This is a genomic window from Massilia sp. Dwa41.01b (assembly GCF_014171775.1).
Lineage (GTDB): Bacteria > Pseudomonadota > Gammaproteobacteria > Burkholderiales > Burkholderiaceae_D > Telluria.
In genome coordinates this window covers 2,135,580-2,155,601 of sequence record NZ_CP050454.1, presented here as the reverse complement: position 1 = coordinate 2,155,601, position 20,022 = coordinate 2,135,580, and the positions used below count along the sequence as shown (strand labels likewise).

The window sequence follows — 20,022 nt, the reverse complement described above, 5'->3', positions numbered from 1 at the left end:
TGCCCTTAGTTTGCCATGGCGACGTTTTGCAGCCACTGGGCCGAGACCCAGCCACGCACCGCACCGGATTCGATCGGCATCCAGCTGCCTTTCGCGGCAGCCGCGCCGTTGACCAGCTGGTTGCCGCCGAGCTTGGCGACGACGACCGAATTGATGTCCGGGCTCACGTGGACGGCCAGGCCGTCGAGGACGACGCGGTACTGGCGGTCGGCAGCGGCGCGGTCCTCAACGGCAGGCTTGGCGACTTGCGCCAGCATCGTGCCGCCTGCCGCCTTGCGCGCAACAGCGCCGCTGTCGGCCGCGCGCGGCGCCGCCTGCTGGTCGGCGGCGGCCACGCTGTCGGCGCGTACCCAGCCCCTGACCTGGCCGACCGCGACATGGCGCCACTTGCCGGACAGACCCGCCGGCGCTTCCAGCGTGCCGGCATCGACCACGGCGTGGTAGCCGAGTTCCAGCAGCGCGGCGCTGGCATCGGACGGTTCGGCGCGCAGCACCAGGCCGTCGCGCAGGACCAGCAGCGCGGTGGCGCCCGGGGTATCGGCGCCGGTTGCGCGCATGGCGACCGGCGGTTCGCCGGCGACCGGTGCCTGGGCCGGAGCCGGCGGCATGTTGCTGTCGCTGCGTGGCACGGTCGCGCCCGCGCCCGGGCCCTGGTTGAACTTCTGCGCATCCTTGCCAGGCTGCAGCGGGTCGCTCAGGTAAGGCGACTTGTCGAGACGGTCGGACAGGCGCTCGGTGGTCTTGTTGACGCGGTCCACCAGGCCCGGGCTATGGGCATCGACAATGGTTGGCGTCACGAACACGACCAGCTCGGTTTCCTTGTTCTGGTAGCGCTTCGAGCGGAACAGCGCACCGAGGATCGGGATGTTGCCCAGGCCCGGCACCTTGTCGATGTCGCTGCTGATATTGCGCTGCAGGAGGCCGGAGAGGACGATGGTTTCGCCGCTGCGTGCGTTGAACTCGGTTTTGGTGCGGCGCGTGAGCAAGGCCGGACCGGCGGCCGTCGTGACCGACTGGTCGATCGAGCTGACCTCGGAATCGATGACAGCGCGGATGATGCCGTCGCGGCCGATGCGCGGCTCGACGTCGAGCTTGATGCCGTACTGCTTGAACATCACCGACGGGCCCTGGATGGTCGTGACCGCATAGGGGAACTCGCCGCCGGCCAGGAAGCTGGCCTTGACGCCGCTGCGCGCGGACAGTTGTGGTTCGGCCAGCACGCTGGCGGTACCGTTCTGCGCCAGCAGGTTGAGCTTGGCGGACAGGCCCATATTCAGGGCGCCGAGCACGTTCAGCGACTGCGGGATCGTCACGCCCCCTCCCCCGTTCGGATTCGCAGCGCCGTTCGGTGGAATGTCGGTAATCGGCAAGCCGTTGTCGCCAGTCGGAATACCGATCTGGTAGGGTCCGTCGGTGCCGCGACGGATCGGTCCCCACACGCCACCGATGGCGGCGCCGCCGTTGGCGGTCCATTTCAGGCCCAGTTCACGCAGCTCGCTTTTCGGGAACTCGACGACCTTGACGTCCATCATGACCATCTTTTCCCAGCCGACCGCGCTGGTGAAGTTGACGATTTGCGGATAACGCTTGGCCAGCTCGCCGACCTTGTCGCGGTCTTCGTCGGACAGGGCGTCGCCCTCGACGATGACCTTGTCGCCGACGATCGAGACCTTGGCGTTGGGGATGGCGGCCATGAAGGCGGCCACCTCACGCGCGACGCGGCTGATGTCGCCCTGCATGATGTTGACCTTGACGCGCTGGTAGCGGCCATCCTCGTTCCACACGAACAGGGTGGTGGTGCCGGCGGCGTTGCCGAAGATGATGACTTCCTTGCCGTCGAGGGCGGTGGCCGACATGATCTGGCCGTTGCCGACCACGATACGGGCGACATTCGGCGCCGGGAACACGCGCGACTCGCCCACGAACATCTGGATTTCCGGGATCTGGCCGTCGTCGTCGGGTTTCTGGATCGGGGCGTAGACGGCGTCGCGCGGCGCCTTGCGCTTCGCGTCCTGGCGCGGCATGGCGGTGCTCACGGTGCGCATGACCGGCGTGACCTCTGGCGGCCGGCTCAGGCACGTAAGGACCTGGCATCGGCTTGGCAGCGGCCGGCGCGGTAGCCGGCGCGGTAGCCGACGCGGTAGGCTGCTTGCTGGCCGGCGCTGCGACGGGCGTGCTCGCCGGGCTGGTTTTCGCTGCCGGCGCGGAGGTGGTGCCCGGCTTGGCGGCGGTGCCCGGGACGCTTGCACCGCCGGGGTGGTCTGCGCCCACAATGCCGGGCTGGCCAGTGCCAGCACCAGGCTGGCGATCATTGGTTTCAGGGAAGGCAGGCGTGGCTGCGTGGTCAGGCTTGGTGCGAAGTTGTTCATTAATTCAGTTCACGTCGGTGGTTCGGGCGCGGGGCGCAGTGCAAGACAGGCAAATCAAGGGGCCGTGGCGGGCGGCACCGCGGCAGGCGCGGGCTCGGGCGCAGGGCTTGCCGCGCGCGCCAGGCGCAACGCTTCCGGCGGCAGGTTCGACACGTTCGGACCACCGTAGATCACGGCCACGCGGCGCGGCCCGCGGCCTCCGGTAGCCTTGATGCGCGGTGCCTGGCCATCCAGGCCCAGCAGGCCTGCAACGTCGTAGCGCTTCTCGTCGAATGGTCCCTTGTCCTGCGGATTGCGCAGCAGCGCCGTCAGCTTGCCCATTTCGCGCGCGGCGATCAGCTGGCGTGCCTCGGCCGGCGAGGTGTTCACGGTCACCGTCGTGTACTGGCGCGGCTCGCCGCCCTTAGGGTCGTCCTCCGATCGCTGGCCGGTCGCCATCACGTCCACGCTTTGCAGCAGCGGGAAGGTGAACTTCTTGCCTTCGCGGTCGAGCGAGACCATCAGGTCGATGGTGTCGCCCGGCTCGAGCATGCCGGAGATCGAGTTGATCTCGTCGACCGGCACCGTCATGGCGCGACGGCCCGTTTCGACGCGTGCCGAGAAGGTCGGCACCTTCTGGGTTTCGAGCAGGCCCCACATGATCATCTCGCCGCTCTTGACCGGATAGGCCAGCACCTGGCCGTCGATGCGCTCGAAGTCGTCCGGCGTGACCGCCACCGAATGGGCGAATTCGACCGGGATCGGGCGCAGCGCCATGTTCTCGGCCGATAGTCGCGTGCCCTTGGGAATATCCCCCTTGGCAACGATCGCCGTGACCGTCGAGCCCTTGGCCTTGGCCTCGATCGACGCCATCTGGCGGTTCAGGTAACTGCGCGCTGCAAGCGCAGCCCCGCCGCCGATGACGAGCGCGACGATGAGCACGGCCCAAGTCCGGTTGGGCTTGAACTGACGAATCTTTGAGACGGTTTGCTGTTGGCTGAGCTTCATGATCAAGTTGGTAGTGAGAGGGCAAAACTGAACTTCTTGTAGGCCTTGGTGAAGCCGTCGATGATGATCTCGACGGTGGTTCTCGACTGGCCCGAACTGGCCCCATCGGCGATGGGAACGAACAGGATGAACGCCAGCACGCCACAGACGACCACGTATTCGGTGATCATGTGGCCGCGCTGGGAACGACGTGGGGATTTCACTTCACACGCTCCATGGTGGTGACGGTGTTGAGGACGATGCTGGTCTGGCCGTTGCCGTTGGCGCGGATGACGGCCGTCGCTTCCTTGCCCTTGCCCTTGAAGCTCAAGGTGCGGCCACGGCGCAGCGGGTCCGGCAGGCCTTTCGTGGCGGGCTGGTCGAGCGGGTTGTCGCGTTCGAGATGGAAGCCCTCGCGGCGCAGGTTGTCGACGAGGCTGTTGCGATTGAGCGTTTCGCTGTGGCCGTTCTCGGCCACCACGTAGGCAGCGAACTTGCCGCCGTCGCTGGAGCTCATCTGGTTGAGCAGCTTGGTGCCGCCCGGCAGGCGGTTCAGCATGCGCGCGTTGGCGGCCGCGTTCTCGTCGCGGCGGTCGTGAGCCCCTTTCAGGTCGGTGACCGCTACCGTGCCGCGCACGCCCTTGCCGCCAGGACCGGCCGGCTCGAGCTGCACCGTCATGTAGAAGTCTCCTTCGGCGCGGCCAAGGACGAGCTTGTCGTCAACAAGGTCTTCCATCAGCGGCTTGCCCATGTTGCGGCGGAACCACGTGAGGGCCTCCTTCGGCTCCATGTGCAGCACGAAGCCCTGCATGCGCATCGGCATGCCGTTGACGATCATCTGTTCGCCGATGGGAAAAGTCTCGGCCGCAGGTGGCAGCTTGACAGTCGGCCACGCAGGTGCGGCGGCAAGCGGCGCACTGGATAAAGCCAGCAACAAGCCAGTACAAACGAGCCGGCGCGGCAGTGCCGCGCGAAGTGAAAAATTCAGCATGCCCTTCCCGTCTACGGCAAGCGATCGGCAGGCACGTCGTCGCGCCAGTAGTCGAGCTTGCCGATTTTCGGTCCGCATGTGAAGCACGCGCCTGGGAGGTAACGCGGGCTCTCCATGATGCCAACGAGCGCATCCACGGCTACACGTAAAGGTTCCAGTGCACTAGCGGGATAAGCAAGTGGATCACCCACTTTGTCGATCACCTGGCCTGGACCGCGCGCCCCCCATGGATCGATGACGAGGTCGGTATGGCGCGTCATGGTCAGGCTGATGTTCTTGAACTTGTCGTAGCTTTTGGTCGGTCCGACCAGGTTATTGGACAGGTTGGCCAGGGTGACGGTGACGTTGGCGCGGTACATGCCGTTCGACTTCAGCTTGAGCGGGTCCTGGAACAGGAGGAAAGGCTGGCCGTCCTTGGTTCCTTTGAAAGCATGTGCACGATCGGCGTTGAGCGATTCGCCGAAACTCACCCGGATGTCGCTGCCGAAATTACGGATGAGCGATTTGTCTTCAGGATCGCGCCAGAACAGGTTCTGGTTGGCCTTGAAGTCGCCTGGAACGTCGCCAGTCTTGATGGGCGCGTTGGGGTTGCTGAAGAAACGGCGCTGCACTTCGCCCGACAGCTCCTCGGGCGTTTTCCAGGTGCTGTTCTGGTCGTTGCGGATGGTGGCATCGAATGCGACATAGCGCGCCGCCATTTCGGTTGCGTGGGCGATGTCCTGGTACTTCGCGATCAGCGGCAGCACCAGGAAAATCGGGATCAATACCAGCGCGATCAGCAGGAATTCGGTCAGGGCCTGGCCATGCTGGGCGAGCCGGCGCGATGCGGTGAGTCGGTTCATTCGTCGCTCCTCGGGTTGATGCGGAAACCGCCGCGCTGGTGCGGCGCGAACACGTCGGCTCCTACCATGGCATCGAAGCGCGCCTCGCGGGCCTTCGCTACCGGGTAGCCGCCTTCGTTCGTTTCGACAAACAGCTCGGTATAGGGACGGAAGGAGCCGCCAAGCGCGCGGCAGGTAAGGTCGCCCGGTTTACCCCCGTTCGCTTCCTCGCACTTGACGCCGGCGATAACCTTGGTCCTGCCGGTCGGGCCGGAGGAACCGGCCATTCGCTCCACCTGCGCCGCCACCGCCGCCGTACGAGGATTCGCTTTGAGCGCGGCGATCTGCTGCTGTATCGTCACGGCGCCCGGGGCGCGTGGAACCACGGGTGAGCGCGCGTGTACGGCCGCATCGCACTCCCCTTCGGCCTTGCGCTCGGTCAGGTCGATCTCGCACTTCCCCGCCTGCGAACTCAGCACGGCCGTGTAGTCGTCGCGTTCCTTCAGGCTGCAATCGTCATTCAGCTCGGCGCGATAAATGCGCGTATAGGTGATCTCGCGATTGGCCGTGGTGTAGGTGTCCTGCATGTAGCCCTCGGCGTAGTCCGGCAACTGGCGTGGCGGATTCACAGAGGCCTTTTGGAGGCGGCGCATCTTGACGCACATGTCGACCATATTTTGTAGCGACTTGACCATGCCTCGGCTCTGCTCGCGCATCCGATCGCTTTCTTCACCCATGTGCAAGCGCATGTAGTGCACCTTGATCTTTGGGCCGCCGCCGAACTCGTTATGCGGCATCGGCGCCTGGATGATCTGCTTTTCCATGGCCGTTCCCGCGTTGGCCATCCCGCCAGCGCAGGCAAGCAAGAGGCCGGCGCCGGCAATCGTCATTCGTGACAACATTGTGCTACGGAACTTCAAGGTCCTGCTCCTTGTAATGCGATGGCGGCCGCCGTCACGGCGTCCGAGTTCGGGACGAGATGGACCTGCCAGTATGGATTGAACAGGCTGGCAAGCTCACGGCGACCGTCGGCCCGCGGCGCGTGCGACCGGTCGAAGAAGACTTCGGAAGTGGAGACCGCCGCCATGACGTTCCCGGCCTGGTTGCTGTTGTAAACAGCCAGGCGGCCCGACGGCTTGATCTGCGAGCGGCCTTCCGAAGTTTTCTGTTGCGCCTTGTCGCGGGTGAGACGGATGGCGAATTGCAGCTTCGGATCGTCCTTCTTCGCGGCGCTCGGATTGGAGGGGCCGTACTTCAGCGCGTTGTCGGACAAATCGAAGTAGCTCGGCACACCGGAATACTTGTAGTTGCCGCTGCTGGACGTAGCGGCAATCTGGCTGCCGGTACCGAGCGTGTAGGAGAAAGTCTGTTTGCAGCCGGAGTTAAACAGACTCCACTTCCAGGTGCGGATCGTGAACGTCGCATTGTCGTTTGCCCGCCAGCTGGTGTAGCCGTTCAGGGTCGTGGAGCCCGTGTGGTTGGCCCGTCCTACCGGCAGCAGAATACACGGCCAGGGGGACTGCGACGTCCAGGAGCGATCGACGACGAAGGTGTCCCTGTTGACGATTGCCAGCTCGAGCGAGCGGAAACGAGCGCGCTCGTTGCCGGCGGTGGTGCGTTGTTTAATGAAGAAGCCGCCATCGAACAGCGTCCAGTTATCCGTCAGCGGAAGGGTATCGACGGAGATGGTCCCGTCGTCTTTATAGTTGGCGTTGGCGACGTCTTCCATCACTTCTTTGCGTGACAGGGGAAGGGCGACGAACGCGGCGAGCTGGGCGGCCTGCTGGGCTTTCTTCACCAACTCGGAGGCGGCAACGGTAGCAGGACCGATGGCATTGAAGGCATTTTGCGCGGCAGTCAGCACCGGTTGCGCCACGACCTTGTAGGTCAGGGCATAGCACAGGGGCACGTACTCGAGTGTCGCGGTGACGAGCGGAATGGCGTAATAGTATTGGCACAGCATCGGATTGATGCGGTTCATGTGCTGATTGGAGTACCTCAACCAGGACGACACGCTCACCATCTGCGCGACCGTCGTCTCGTTGGCGAGCATAGCGCGATTGGTGTAGGCGTTGAAATTCAGTGCACGTGCGTGCATCACCCCGGCGCTGTAGGCCACGGCGTCGGCGGTATTGACCAGTCGCGTTTTTTCCGCGGACATCTGGCCGGTGTTAAACAGGAAGAAGGTTGCGATGAGCGCGCCGAACAGGATGAATATCCCGTAGATCAATGCTTGTCCGCGCTGGCGTGCGAGTTGACGAAACGGGCGATGGATGGGCGTCATGTAGTACGTGGTAGGGGCTACTTGAATCGGGGAGGACTGCTGGAATGCCGCGACAACTGCATTACCGCCACAGTTGTCGCAGGCATCCGGGTACGGCTATTAGTTGGTGCCAGCCGAACCGGTTTGCTCCTGGTCGCCGTAGGTCGACAGCGAACGTTTTTTCGCAGCAGCGGTTGCAGCAGCGCCACCAGCGGCTTTCGCTTCGGCGATGGTCGAACCGGCGTTATCGCCGCCAACTTCCTTGGCGATCGCGCCCATCTGCGAACGAACGGTCGTGCCGAACAGCTGGGTCACTGCGATTGCGGCGACGGCGATCAGCGCGACGATGATGATGTACTCAGTCATGCCCTGACCAAGTTGACGGCTACGTGCGATAAATTTTTTCATGACTCATCCAATAGGTGTGGTTACATTTTTAACAAGAGTACAACCGAAAGTCATGATATTTGCGCTTACACAAATGAGCAAGAGAAAAGTTTGATATTTATGTTAATTCGTGCGTCGAAATAATGTTGCAAAAAGATGAGAATCTCTCAAAAATCACAGCATGCGCAAATGCGGAAATCCGCATTTCTCCCATAGAAATCAGTAATTTGGCGGATTATTTGACGAAAGCGTGAAAATGTTAGCGCTGAGCTGTATGCACAGGGAATGTTAAATTCCCCGTGGATAATAACGTATCTTGAATGCAATAATATCGCCAAATTTAGAGCTCGCATGGCCGCCGTTTTGTAGGCAAATTCGGACAAATCGAAACCAAAACGCGATTTCTGTGACGCAACTTACTCACGCTTGGTAACAGTTGAGCTGATTTTTGGACGCCGCTACACCACCTTCCATGAGCACGGCGTCGCGTGCTCACAACGGTTTGCGAGGGCTCAGCCGTGACAAATATGACACTGCGCAAGGCTTGCTACGAATCTGGGGAGGGTGTCTTGACAATAGCCAGGTGAGTGCTCAGCGCTACGCCATGCAGCATGGGTAATGCAGGGACGAACATGCGTGCGGGACGCCGGCAGACCCGGGCGCAGCCATGCGGGAAACGATGGCGGTGGCAGGCACGCGGACCGGCGGGTTGCGCTGTCGACCATACCCGCCCTACCCTCGCATGACAGGCGCGGGCACGCGTGGCTGTTACAGAATGAGGCGCAAGCACCCCGAGGTACCGGTGGTCACTGCGGGAGGGTAATGCGGTGTGCGTTGCTGCAGGGTGCATTACACCCCTTATCGGCACGTTTCTGCAGCAGCATCGAGGAATATCGCCCGGAAGCGCGGGAATCGTCGCGGATGATGCTGGGAATGGGTGGAACGACAGGCGCAGACTGCGCCTCGGGGACGGCGGAGCCCTTCTCCGCCACCGATGCGTGCCTCGAGGGCAGCACACGCAATCCAACGCATGGCAGCGGCCAAGAAGGCTAGGCAGGTCAGTGGGAGACGTGGTGGAAGCTGTGGCCTGCCCAGCTGGGTTCGAACCAGCGACCCTCAGCTTAGAAGGCTGAACAACTCGGCATTCCGGCGTGTTGATTGTGGTCTACCGGAATTGTTATTTTGTTTGAATTCAATGGTTTACGATCGATGCCAGTCGACGTTGTGTTGATTCATACTGCTTGATATACTGCTCGCCGGGGTACACAGAGGGTACACGAAGCCTGCGGAGAGTAAATAGTGGCAAAAATCAAGTTTACGGCGGGGCGCATCGAGGATTTCCGCTGTGAGTCAGCGAAGCTTCCCGCCTTTCTTTGGGATGCAGCAGCGCCGGGATTGGGTCTCCGCGCTTCACCGGGCGGCGCAAAGGCGTTCATCTTTCAGGCGAAATTGAACGGCCAGGTCATCCGCATTACGATTGGCGATCCTAAGACCTGGACCCTGCTTGCTGCACAGAACGAAGCGCGCAGGCTCAAGGTGATCGTTGATGGCGGGCAAGACCCTCGTCAGGTCAAAGCAGACCAACTGGCTGAGGAACACGCTAAACGCGTCGCCAAGGCATCGGCCGTTGAGACCGCAAGAGCTGAGGTTATAAGGCAGAGCGTAACCCTCGGGGAAATATGGCCGCTTTATATCGATACACGCAAGTCAAAATGGAGCGCGGGGCATTTGCAGAACCACATGACGCTGACCGCACCCGGCGGTGAGGCGAAGAAACGTGGCAAGGGTGTGACTGTCGCCGGACCCATGGCCCCCTTAATGCAGCTGCCCCTGGCCCAGCTTACTGGACAAAAAATCTCGACGTGGCTTGAACATGAGGCGGCAACACGGCCAACCAATGCCGCGCAGAGCTATCGACTCTTGCGAGCATTCATTCGCTGGGCTGCCGATTTCCCTGCATACCGAGACATTGTGCCACCCGATGCATACAATGCGCGTGCGGTGCGGGATGCACTTCCAAAAGCACAGACTAAGGACGGCGACAGCCTGCAGCGAGAGCAGTTGACGGCATGGTTTGCCGCCGTGCAAAAGATCAAAAATCCAGTCATCAGCGCATACCTTCAAGCGCTGCTGTTGACGGGCGCACGTCGTGAAGAACTCGCCGGCTTGCGTTGGGGCGACGTTGACTTCCAATGGCGGAGCCTGACTATCAAGGACAAGGTCGAGGGCGAGCGCACCATCCCCCTCACGCCGTTCGTCTCGTGGCTTCTCGCGTCGCTACCCCGCCGTAACGACTGGGTGTTCAGCAGCCCGACTGCGGAAGACGGCAGGCTAGCTGAGCCGCGTATTGCCCACACCAAGGCTTTGGCAGCGGCAGGCCTGCCTCACGTTTCGTTGCACGGTCTCCGTCGTTCATTCGGCACCTTGTGCGAATGGGTTGAAATGCCGAGCGGCATCTCGGCGCAGATCATGGGCCACAAACCGAGCGCCCTGGCAGAGAAACACTACCGCCGGCGCCCTCTCGATCTACTGAGGAAATGGCATGATCAGATCGAAGCATGGGTGTTGGAACAGGCTGCAGTAGAGTTCGTGGTTGAACCTAAGCAGACCAGTCAGCCAGCACTCGCCTGACTGCGCCGATCATTTCTTGTTTCTGACCTGCGGGGACTTGGTGCATCTGGACCAGAACCAAGGCGACATCATCGTCCTTGCAGTAGAAATAGCATTCAGGAACGTCGAGAACTTTCGCCACCCGCTCGACCAGCGAAAAGTCTGGCTCATGCTTGCCCCGTTCGTACTGATTCATACGCGCGCTCGATGACATTTCATCGATCCCTGCCAGGACGCCGAGCTTTTCCTGTGACAACCCAGCCCTGAGTCGAGCTTCTTTCATTCGCTTAGCGAAGACGGACATCTGCAGCCCTAAAAGGCTAAGATATTCTTAGTATTTTGTTGACTCCACACTAAGGAATCCTTAGGATCGATAGGCTTAACAGAGGAGGTTCATGAATGGCACACACTCGAGTCCCACCGGCAGCGACCCAGAAAGACCGACTGGATGATTTCTTGGCAATTACCGAGCGTGACGAATATGTTGTGGAAGAAGCGGGCACCAGAAAGGTGCTCGCACACAACCTGAACAAGCGCCAGTTGATGGAGTTCGTTTGGACACACGATGGCCGCGACTACTACGTCAGACCCCGGATGGGAGCAGTCGTAGACGACATGGGACGGGATACTGGAGCCGCTTATCAGCTTGCCGACATGTTCGGACGTGAATGGAACGTCTACTTCAAGAATGGCGCTGACCACCCGTGGCGTAAATCCAGAATCACGGCATATGGCGCGAACGAACGGGAAGCTGTCCTCAATCTGTTAGAAGAAGGGTTCAGGCGGGCCGGCTGGCCCGACTCGTTTCATGTCCGGCTTCAAGGGACGACTGACATCCGTGACTTGGGCTTTGATATGACGCCGAGTGCCGAACGACGCGCGGCGGCAGGACTATGCTGACTGCCCATCAAAGTCGGCACCGATTCGTCAACTAAGAATCGCAAAAGGCATTCCTGGAGCTGCGCAGGCTAGCCCTGCGGGCTTTCCGTCATCTGTTGGCAATATTTATCAAGGTTTGTCGGCAAGTCCGTTGGACAAACTCCGCATTCTTTATTCCCTGGCACCGCGTAGTCGATGAATTTCGGATATGGCAAATTGAGGCCAGCCATAATCTCCCGGAATTGCTCGATCGTGCGCTCACCACCAAGCCGTGGATTGCGCTTTTTTTCTTGCATGACAGTCGATACCCATCGGTCCTGGTAGTCGTGTGCCGGATACACGAGCGTGTCATCAGGTAATGCAAACAATTTTCCACGCACGCTTTGAAAAAGCACATCCGAATCACCCTGCTGAAAATCGGTTCGCCCGCAGCCTTCGATCAGCAGCGCGTCGCCCGTGAATGCACGATCACCGAGCACATAGCTGAAATGGCCGGATGTATGGCCTGGCGTGTGAAGAGGCTGGAATTCCATACTGCCAACCCTGAATGGTTTTCCCTCCTCCAGGTTTATATCAGCACAGGAAACCCGCTCTGCAGCAGGAGCCGCTATTTTGCTGCCGACCATCTTCTTCAGTTCGAGCGCCGCGGTAATGTGATCAGCATGGACATGCGTATCGACGCTATAGGCGAGCGTAAGCCCCAGACGCCGCACTTCTTCCAGATCGCGATCGATCGTGACGATTACGGGATCGATCAGGACTGCTTGGCCTGTTTCCTGGCAGCCGATGAGATACGTATAGGTGCTGGATAAAGGTTCAAATAGCTGGCGGAAAATCATAAGGCTTTCTCCTGAAAAATACGGATGACCTGACTCGTTCTAGCGGTAACTCGTACAGGCAGTATAGTGAACCATTCTTACCATCGGCGCGCGGCACCGGGGTGCATTCGCCTGGTTCTTCGAGCAACTGCCGTTAATCACCGGTTCTGGCTACATAAACTTCTCCAAGGCTGGATTTGTGTTTCTCTGCGCGGGCAAACCGGTCATTGAAGGGATCTCTGAAAGGCGGGGCATACCACTCTTGACCCTGATTTTCCCCTGCTTGTCCCGCCATACGATGCCCGGTGTCCCGCCGATGCCGAATGCTGCCATTGCCTCGCCATTCGCTTGAATCGAGGTTGCGATCGCGGGGTGCGAGGATTCGCTCACGCCGGCCGGCGCCGTCCACGGCTTGCCATGGTTTTCTTCCATTTGCCGAAACGCTGCCACCTTGTCCTTGGCGGCAAGCACGGAAATCGCCTTGGGCATGCTCGTCGGGCCCAGCGTCGCCACCGGGATCCAGCGCACCTGTAAGCCCGCTGCTTCGTATGGCTGGACCGCCTGCCAGAGGTAATGGCAGAAGGGGCAATTCGCATCCACAAAGGCATAGATGACGCTCTTCGGATTGCGCGCCGTGCCCTCGGCCACAAAGGCGGACTTCTCCAACTTGGCGAAGGCTGCGGAGAGGTCGGTTTGCGGCACCTGGGCCGCTTCGTGGACTGACGACAGATTCTGGCCGCGTTCGTCGATTAGTACGCCCGCGATCAGCGTCTTTTTATCGGCCGTCGTGTAGACGATGGAATGCTTCCCGCCCTGCGCCAGTACCCAGCCCGTCAGGCCCGACGGGGCGGGAAACTGTTTGACGACCTTCACGCCAGCGCTGACCGCACCGTTCAGTACCGCCGGCACCGGCTGCGCGGCGTGGACGAAGGACGCGAAAGTGACGGCAGCGATCGCCATCGCGACGCGGGTAGTCCTAAGGTGATGCATATGTTCTCCAGTTTCTAGAAAATTGATTCAGGTAGCCGGGCCGGTCACGACGGCCAGCGAGTGCAGGAACGCATCCGCATCCTGGTAGCCGATCACCCGTGTGCCGGCAATTTCACGGCCTGCGGTGCCGAAGAAAATGATTCCCGGCGGGCCGAACAGCCCAAAACGTTTGAGGAGCGCCTGGTCGGCGGCGCTATTGGCGGTAACGTCGACCTGCAAGAGAATCAGCTTGTCGAACTGGCTGCGCACACGTGCATCGGAAAACGTGAAGCGCTCCATTTCCTTGCAGGACACGCACCAGTCGGCGTAAAAATCGAGCATGACCGGGGCGCCGCCGGCCGCGGCGAGCGCCGCATCGAGCTCCTCGACGGTGCGCACGCGCTGGAAGGCGGTTTGCGCGCCATGGGCCTGCGCCGCTTGCGTAAAAGGCGACAGCGGATCGGCGCCGCCGTATGCCAGGCCTGCCAGCTGCACCGCTCCAAGCGCCCCCGCCAGCACGCCGACGGCGACATTGACCGGATGGCGGTGCTTCGACAGCAGCCACACTGCATAGCCAAGTCCGAGCAGTGCCCAGCCGAGCATCTGGTAGCGTGGCGGTATGAACGGGGACGCGATCCAGAGCGCCGTTCCAAGCATGAGAACGCCAAAGAATTTCTTGATGCCGTCCATCCAGGCGCCTGCCCTTGGCAGCAGCGCCCCCGCCGATGCACCGAGTAACAGCAGGGGGATGCTCATGCCGGCCGCCATCGAAAACAGAGCGCTGCCGCCGATGAACGCATCCCTGGTCTGGCTGATATAGACCAGGGCCCCCGCCAGCGGCGCGGCGACGCAGGGCCCGACAATCAGCGCGGACAGTGCGCCCATGACAAACACACCGGCGTGGGTACCCGCGCCCTGATTGTTCGACTTCCCCATCAGGCGCGTCTGGATGGCGGCAGGCATCTGCAGCTCGTACACGCCGAACATCGACAGCGACAGCAGCGCCATCAGGAGAGCGAAGCCGCCCAGCACCCACGGCGTCTGCAACGCAGCGGCAAGACCTTGGCCAGCGAGGCCGGCTGCTATCCCCATGAGGGTGTAGACAAGCGCCATGCCCAGCGAGTAGGAAGCAGACAATGCAAACCCGCGCATGCGCAAGCCCTGGGCGCCGCTACCGACGATGATGGACGACAGGATGGGCAGCATCGGCAGCACGCAAGGGGTAAACGCCAGCCCCAGGCCCAGCAGAAGAAACATGGGCAGGATCAGCGCTAGGTCACGGCTGGACAGGGCTTTCTCGATGCGGCCGGCGGAGGCGCCTGCCCCGTCACCAGGAGGCACCGCCACACTTCCGGCCGCGCCGCCAACGTTAAGCGCTGCCGTGGAAGTCATCGGCGAATAGCAGAGGCCGTTGTCCGAACAGCCCTGGGAGGTCGCCACAAGCGTAAACGCCTCGCTCGCCGATACAGGCACCCGGATCGTCAGGTTCCCACGGTAGGATTCGACGTTCTTCTGGAATGTTTCGTCGTAGACGACGGCTCCGAGCGGCAGCTTCGGCGTGCCGAGCGTGGCACCGCGCGCCGTGAACGCGAAGCGCTCCCGGTACATGTAGTAGCCTGGCGCGATCCCGTACCGCACCTCGATTTCCTCGCCTGCCATGCGTGCGGAAAATTTGAAGGCCTGTTCAGGTGGCAAGAAAGCTTCTTCTGCCAGGACAGGCGAGGCGGACAGGAACAGCAGCGCCAGCCCGGCAAGTCCAAGGACGCGCAGCACGGCAGCGTGCAGCAATAAAAAAATCGGCATATTCATTGAATTTCCTTTGTCATGGAGTTCATTCCGGATGCCGGCGCCCCCGGGGCGGCGAGCAGGCGTTCGAGACGCTCGGCAAGCGTTGCTGGGGACAGTTCGCCCATCCGCCGGTCCACCAGCTGGCCTGTCGCGTCGAAGAAGAGCGTAGTCGGCAAGCCCGGCGCATTCGCCGCCGCGGCGACACTGCCGGCGGGGTCAAGCAGCATGTTCTTTAGCACTAGGGATTCCGCCTTGAGATAGGCATTGACCGTTTCCGCGGTCTCGCCCTGGTTGGCAAATACAAACGCAACGCCAGGGGTGGTGCGCTGCGCCCTTTCCAGCACCGGCATTTCGCGCCGGCATGGTGGACACCAGCTGGCCCACAGGTTGACCACGACCGGTTTGCCAGCGAATGTAGTGAGTGGCACCGCCTTCCCCGTGAGGTCGGTCAGGGTCAGCACAGGGAGCCTTCCTGAAGAGGGATAAAGGGTGAAGGTGACGGTCCCGGCGACCCACAGGAGCGCCCCGGCAAAGACACCGGAAAGCAGCGCCTTGCGCTGGAGCGGCCGGCGCCCGACTAGCCAAGCGCTGGCGATGAGCGCTGCCGCGACTCCGGCCGCTGGCCGGAACCCGCCGTCGCGCACATCGATCAGGCGCCACGGCTCGGCTGCATACTGACTCCAGTACTGGCTTGCAAACGCGGCACGTGCCGCGACCACGGCAATGCCAATCACTAGCCAGAGCAGGCGTTCGACCTGTACTCCTTCGGCCTTGGCGATACGATTGCCGAGCGCAGACCCCAGCATGATGGCCCCGAACGTCACCACCAGTGCCGTCGGCAATACCAGCGGTCCTATTGCTATCTCCGTCATTCCCATTCCTAGCCTCCATTGAAGGGCCGGCGGCCCGCTTCGATCTTCTAGCGCCCTCCGGGCTCGTAGACGACCGGGAGTGACGGGAGACGATGATATGAAGCGCCGATTACCAGAGCGTTAAGGTGAAGAAATAAATTACCTACAGGCCGCAGCGCCCGTCAGGCATGCACGACCTAGTTAACCGCCGGCTAATCGCAGGCGGTTAAGATGGCGCTTTTTGAAGTGGGTGTATTCATGCGTGTGCTAGTGGTGGAGGACGACCAGCTCGTCGCCAGCGGGATCGTCGCCGGGCTGCGGCTGTCGGGAATCGATGCGGACCATGTCATCAATGCCTCGCTGGCCGATGCCGCGGTCCAGACGGGACGGTTCGACGTCATCATCCTGGATTTGGGGCTGCCCGATAGCGATGGTGTGGCCCTGCTCAGGCGCTGGCGCGCGAATGGAAAGGACTGGCCTGTACTGGTGTTGACCGCGCGTGACGGCATCCAAGACAAGGTAGGCGGACTGCGCGCGGGTGCGGACGACTACCTCGTCAAGCCATTCGACCTGGAGGAACTGACCGCGCGCCTGCATGCGCTGCAACGCCGCAGCGCAGGCCGCAGTGTCGATAAGATCGAACATGGTGCGCTCTCTTTCGACCCGGCCACTTGTGAAGTCAGGTTGCATGGCAAGCCGGTCGAGCTGTCGCGCCGCGAGCTGGCCCTGCTAGAGACGCTGCTCAACTCGGGTTCTAGGATCCTCAGCACGGACCAGGTCAAGGACAGCCTTTATGGACTTGGCGAATGTGTCGAGAGTAATGCCCTGAATGTGCACATCCATCACCTGCGCCGCAAGCTCGGGCAAAACATTGTCGAGACCGTGCGCGGACTCGGCTATCGGCTCGGCGAGGCCGGAAAATGAAAACGCTGCGCCTGCGCCTCCTGTTCGCCATCGGTGCCTCCTTTGCCCTGTTCTGGACACTGTCGTCGATCTGGACCCTGGTCGACCTGCGCTCGGAGTTCCGCGACGCGCTCGACGAACGCCTGGCCGCCTCGGCGCGCATGGTGGCGGCGCTCGTCGTCGACACGCCCGCGCTGACGTCACGCCCAGTTGCGCAGCGCCTTGCCCCCTCGTTCATCCGTACCGACGGCGTCGCATGCGAGATCAGGCTCCTGCGCGGTGGCATTCTCGGCCGTACTCGCAACAGTCCGGACCTTCTCGGCATGACCGCCCCGGGCTTTCGTACCCGGACCATCGATGGCGTAATCTGGCGTAGCTACACCATCGAACAGAACGGGGTGCGCATCACGACCGCCGACCGGACCGAGCGCCGGGCACAACTCTTCCACAACATCGCTTTTGCAACTTTCGTCCCCTTCCTGATCGCGATGGCTGCGACCCTGATTGCGTTGTGGTTTGCGATCCGGCGCTGCCTTAGGCCGCTGGAACGCATCCGCAGCGCGCTTGCCGCCCGCGCGCCGGACGCCCTTCAGCCTCTTTCCGTCGAAAGCCTTCCCGGCGAGCTGGCTCCGCTGGTCTCGACCGTCAATACACTGCTCGCGCAGATCGAACGCACGATTGAACGCGAGCGGCGCTTCACCGGCGACGCAGCCCACGAACTACGCACGCCGCTGACCGCGGTCAAGACCCACCTGCAAGTCGCGCGCTTGAGCGGGCCGGGCCCGGACGGCCGCGTCGCCCTCGACCGTGCCGAACAGGGCGTGCTGCGCCTGCAGAGCATGATCGAGCAGCTCCTGATGCTGGCCCGGGTCGAAGGCTCGGTATCGTTCGAGGAAGACGACCAGCTGGACGCACGCACCGTGGTCGAGCATGTGATTACCCAGCTGCCCGCGGCGAGCGCACAGATGATCCGCATCATCGACGAGGGCGGCGCCGACCGCACCTTGCGCATCCCGGCTTCGCTTGCGATGACGGCGCTGCGCAACCTGCTCGACAACGCGCTGCGCTACGGCCCAGCGGACGCGCCAGTGGTGCTGCGCATCCACTCGGCCGGCCAGGGTGTCGCTTTTTCGGTGGAGGACCAGGGCGATGGACTGAGCGACGCCGATATCGCCCGAGCCGGCAACCGGTTCTGGCGCAAGGGCGGTGGACAGGGCAGCGGCCTCGGGCTGTCGATCGTGCGCGCGATCGTTTCGCGCTACCAGGGTTCATGGGAACTGACGCGTGGAAGCGGCGGCGGAATGATTGCCAGGCTTACGCTTCCGGCGAATTGAGAACGCTTGAGAACCTGTTACTTGCGCAACCTCGTACACTCAGCCTTCCAGGCACGGCCTCCGCCCCTTTCGCTGACAGTCAAGCGCGCCTTGACCACGTCTTTGCTGCGGTGCAAAATAGAGGACTATGCCCAATCCCTTCCGTACATCCGAAACGCTCTCTCACGTGCTGCACGCCGCTGAGTGCGCCGGGTTATGTCTCGGTCGGAATGAACCTTCCTACCCAGGAGTAGGTTTGCCGCGCGGCTATTTTTGCTCCGTTACTCCCCCGTAAGACACCTTCTCATCGGCAGATAAATCGATGTCGCCTGCTGCGACATCGCATCTGCTATTCCCGCTTCCAATCCGCTGCGCATCTGTTCGCGCAGGGTGTTCATTCATCTTTACTCGGCGCTACTCGCCTGAGAAGGTAATTCATGTCTTTACAAGCCATTCGCCAGGACTGGTTTTCCAACGTCCGTAACGACCTCCTCGCAGGTCTCGTGGTCGCACTCGCACTCATCCCCGAGGCGATCGCCTTTTCCATCATTGCCGGCGTCGACCCGAAGGTCGGCCTGTATGCGTCATTCTCCATCGCGACCCTGATCGCTTTCTTCGGGGGACGGCCAGGGATGATCTCTGCTGCAACCGGAGCGATGGCCCTCGTCATGGTGACCTTGGTAAAAACCCACGGCCTGGACTACCTGCTTGCCGCGACCATCCTTGCAGGTGCGTTCCAAATTGCCGCGGGGTGGATCAAGCTTGGCCGGCTCATGCGCTTCGTCTCACGCTCTGTCGTGACCGGCTTCGTCAACGCGCTGGCCATCCTGATCTTCCTCGCACAGTTGCCTGAGCTGACGAACGTGACGTGGCACGTGTACGCTGTCACGGCTGCAGGCCTAGCCATCATCTACGGCCTGCCGTATGTGACGCGGGCGATCCCGTCCCCGCTGGTTGCAATCGTCTTGCTCACAGGTGTGTCGATCGCAATGGGCTTGGACATCCGCACCGTGGGCGACATGGGTCAGTTGCCGGACAGCCTGCCGTCCTTCTTGATCCCGAACGTGCCGGTCAACCTCGAGACCCTCCAGATCATCCTCCCCTACTCGGCAACCTTGATGGTGGTGGGACTGCTCGAGTCGCTGATGACTGCCACCATCGTCGACGACCTGACCGACACCAAAAGCGACAAGAACCGCGAATGCGTGGGCCAAGGTGTCGCCAACATCGCAACCGGTTTCATTGGCGGCATGGCAGGTTGCGCGATGATCGGCCAGTCCGTCATTAACGTGAAATCCGGTGGACGCGGTCGGCTTTCGACCTTGACGGCCGGTATCGTTCTGCTGATCCTGGTGGTCTTCTTGGGTGAATGGGTAAGGCAGATTCCGATGGCGGCGCTTGTCGCGGTCATGATCATGGTGTCTATCGGCACCTTCAACTGGAGTTCGATCAGGCATTTGCGCGAACACCCAACCAGTTCGAACATCGTGATGATCGCAACTGTCGTCGTCACCGTGGCAACCCATGACCTGGCAAAAGGCGTGCTGACCGGAGTTTTACTATCCGGTATTTTCTTTGCCCAGAAGGTGAGCCGGCTTTTGGACGTCAGTTCGCAGATTGACGACGCCGGTCGCTCTCGGCGCTACCGCGTGACGGGACAGGTCTTCTTTGCTTCCTCGGACCAGCTTGTCCATTCGTTCGATTACACGGAGGCCTTGGACACAGTACACATCGATCTCACCCATGCACATTTTTGGGACATCACCGCCATCAGTGCGTTGGATAAGGTCGTGTTTAAGTTCCGCAGGCTCGGTGCGCAAGTTGAGGTACAAGGTCTTAACGAAGCCAGTGCCACCTTGGTCGACAAATTTGGGGTCCACGACAAACACGACGGCCACGATGTGCTTATAGGACATTAGTTCGGCACCCGTCTCCGAAAGTCCACCTTCAAAGTTCCTGCTGGGTGAGCCCCCCCCCTACCGCATCAGTATCACATGGCTGCCTCGTCGCAGCGGAGCGCCACCAGCAATGTTTCGACGGCGGTCCATGCGTGTACCGCCTTCAAAAGCCCAAGTACCAAACGTGCAAGTGCAA

18 protein-coding genes are annotated in these 20,022 nt (G+C 61.6%); 5 read left to right on the top strand and 13 right to left on the bottom strand.

Annotated features, from left to right (window positions below; genetic code table 11):
- Positions 1-5: 5 nt before the first annotated feature.
- The 8 genes from G4G28_RS09865 to G4G28_RS09830 form a co-directional block, all read right to left on the bottom strand.
- The gene (locus G4G28_RS09865) at positions 6-2,045 is read right to left on the bottom strand and encodes a type II and III secretion system protein family protein (protein WP_183108290.1); all 2,040 of its coding nucleotides are present in this window, start codon (positions 2,043-2,045) and stop codon (positions 6-8) included.
- Positions 2,046-2,423: 378 nt separating this feature from the next.
- Positions 2,424-3,290, bottom strand: coding sequence for a Flp pilus assembly protein CpaB (cpaB, locus tag G4G28_RS09860; RefSeq protein ID WP_229424954.1), 867 nt, complete (start codon positions 3,288-3,290; stop codon positions 2,424-2,426).
- Positions 3,291-3,358: 68 nt separating this feature from the next.
- Complete coding sequence (locus G4G28_RS09855; protein WP_182988135.1) at positions 3,359-3,559, bottom strand: hypothetical protein; 201 nt, start codon at positions 3,557-3,559, stop codon at positions 3,359-3,361.
- Positions 3,556-4,269 carry a hypothetical protein gene (locus G4G28_RS09850; protein WP_182988134.1) on the bottom strand — a complete coding sequence of 238 codons (714 nt, stop codon included), beginning with the start codon at positions 4,267-4,269 and terminating at the stop codon, positions 3,556-3,558. Before G4G28_RS09850 ends, G4G28_RS09855 begins: the two co-directional genes overlap by 4 nt.
- Positions 4,270-4,337: 68 nt before the next feature.
- Positions 4,338-5,168 carry a hypothetical protein gene (locus G4G28_RS09845; RefSeq protein ID WP_182988133.1) on the bottom strand — a complete coding sequence of 277 codons (831 nt, stop codon included), beginning with the start codon at positions 5,166-5,168 and terminating at the stop codon, positions 4,338-4,340.
- A complete protein-coding gene (locus G4G28_RS09840) occupies positions 5,165-5,971 on the bottom strand; it encodes a hypothetical protein (RefSeq protein WP_182988132.1) in 807 nt (268 codons plus the stop codon). The genes G4G28_RS09845 and G4G28_RS09840 overlap by 4 nt, the downstream gene beginning before the upstream one ends.
- A 92-nt stretch (positions 5,972-6,063) precedes the next feature.
- Complete coding sequence (locus G4G28_RS09835; protein WP_182988131.1) at positions 6,064-7,431, bottom strand: Tad domain-containing protein; 1,368 nt, start codon at positions 7,429-7,431, stop codon at positions 6,064-6,066.
- Positions 7,432-7,530: 99 nt separating this feature from the next.
- A complete protein-coding gene (locus G4G28_RS09830; protein WP_182988130.1) occupies positions 7,531-7,818 on the bottom strand; it encodes a pilus assembly protein in 288 nt (95 codons plus the stop codon).
- Positions 7,819-9,096: 1,278 nt separating this feature from the next.
- Between G4G28_RS09830 and G4G28_RS09825 the strand changes: the two genes are divergently transcribed.
- Positions 9,097-10,428 (top strand): integrase family protein, encoded by a 1,332-nt coding sequence (locus G4G28_RS09825; RefSeq protein ID WP_182988129.1) that lies wholly within the window; start codon positions 9,097-9,099, stop codon positions 10,426-10,428.
- Here G4G28_RS09825 and G4G28_RS09820 read toward each other — a convergent pair.
- Positions 10,397-10,711 (bottom strand): helix-turn-helix domain-containing protein, encoded by a 315-nt coding sequence (locus G4G28_RS09820; RefSeq protein WP_182988128.1) that lies wholly within the window; start codon positions 10,709-10,711, stop codon positions 10,397-10,399. The two genes, G4G28_RS09825 and G4G28_RS09820, sit on opposite strands and share 32 nt — an antisense overlap.
- Before the next feature lie 152 nt (positions 10,712-10,863).
- On the opposite strand from G4G28_RS09820, the gene G4G28_RS09815 reads away from it, so the two are divergent.
- Positions 10,864-11,307 carry a hypothetical protein gene (locus G4G28_RS09815; RefSeq protein ID WP_182988127.1) on the top strand — a complete coding sequence of 148 codons (444 nt, stop codon included), beginning with the start codon at positions 10,864-10,866 and terminating at the stop codon, positions 11,305-11,307.
- 68 nt (positions 11,308-11,375) lie between these two features.
- Here the strand turns inward: G4G28_RS09815 and G4G28_RS09810 are convergent, their stop codons facing one another.
- From G4G28_RS09810 to G4G28_RS09795, 4 genes are all read right to left on the bottom strand, one after another.
- On the bottom strand, positions 11,376-12,125 hold the full coding sequence (locus G4G28_RS09810) for an MBL fold metallo-hydrolase (RefSeq protein WP_182988126.1): 750 nt from the start codon (positions 12,123-12,125) through the stop codon (positions 11,376-11,378).
- A gap of 150 nt (positions 12,126-12,275) precedes the next feature.
- Positions 12,276-13,064 carry a thiol:disulfide interchange protein DsbG gene (gene dsbG, locus G4G28_RS09805; protein WP_182988125.1) on the bottom strand — a complete coding sequence of 263 codons (789 nt, stop codon included), beginning with the start codon at positions 13,062-13,064 and terminating at the stop codon, positions 12,276-12,278.
- 57 nt (positions 13,065-13,121) lie between these two features.
- A complete protein-coding gene (gene dsbD, locus G4G28_RS09800) occupies positions 13,122-14,876 on the bottom strand; it encodes a protein-disulfide reductase DsbD (RefSeq protein WP_182991786.1) in 1,755 nt (584 codons plus the stop codon).
- Positions 14,877-14,878: 2 nt separating this feature from the next.
- Positions 14,879-15,703 carry a TlpA disulfide reductase family protein gene (locus G4G28_RS09795; protein ID WP_182988124.1) on the bottom strand — a complete coding sequence of 275 codons (825 nt, stop codon included), beginning with the start codon at positions 15,701-15,703 and terminating at the stop codon, positions 14,879-14,881.
- A gap of 267 nt (positions 15,704-15,970) precedes the next feature.
- Here G4G28_RS09795 and G4G28_RS09790 point away from each other — a divergent pair, with 267 nt between their 5' ends.
- From G4G28_RS09790 to G4G28_RS09780, 3 genes are all read left to right on the top strand, one after another.
- The gene (locus G4G28_RS09790) at positions 15,971-16,636 is read left to right on the top strand and encodes a response regulator (RefSeq protein WP_182991785.1); all 666 of its coding nucleotides are present in this window, start codon (positions 15,971-15,973) and stop codon (positions 16,634-16,636) included.
- The gene (locus tag G4G28_RS09785) at positions 16,633-17,949 is read left to right on the top strand and encodes an ATP-binding protein (protein WP_182988123.1); all 1,317 of its coding nucleotides are present in this window, start codon (positions 16,633-16,635) and stop codon (positions 17,947-17,949) included. Before G4G28_RS09790 ends, G4G28_RS09785 begins: the two co-directional genes overlap by 4 nt.
- A 416-nt stretch (positions 17,950-18,365) precedes the next feature.
- Entirely contained in the window at positions 18,366-19,847 is a 1,482-nt protein-coding gene (locus G4G28_RS09780; RefSeq protein WP_182988122.1) for a SulP family inorganic anion transporter, read from the top strand.
- Positions 19,848-20,022: the final 175 nt, after the last annotated feature.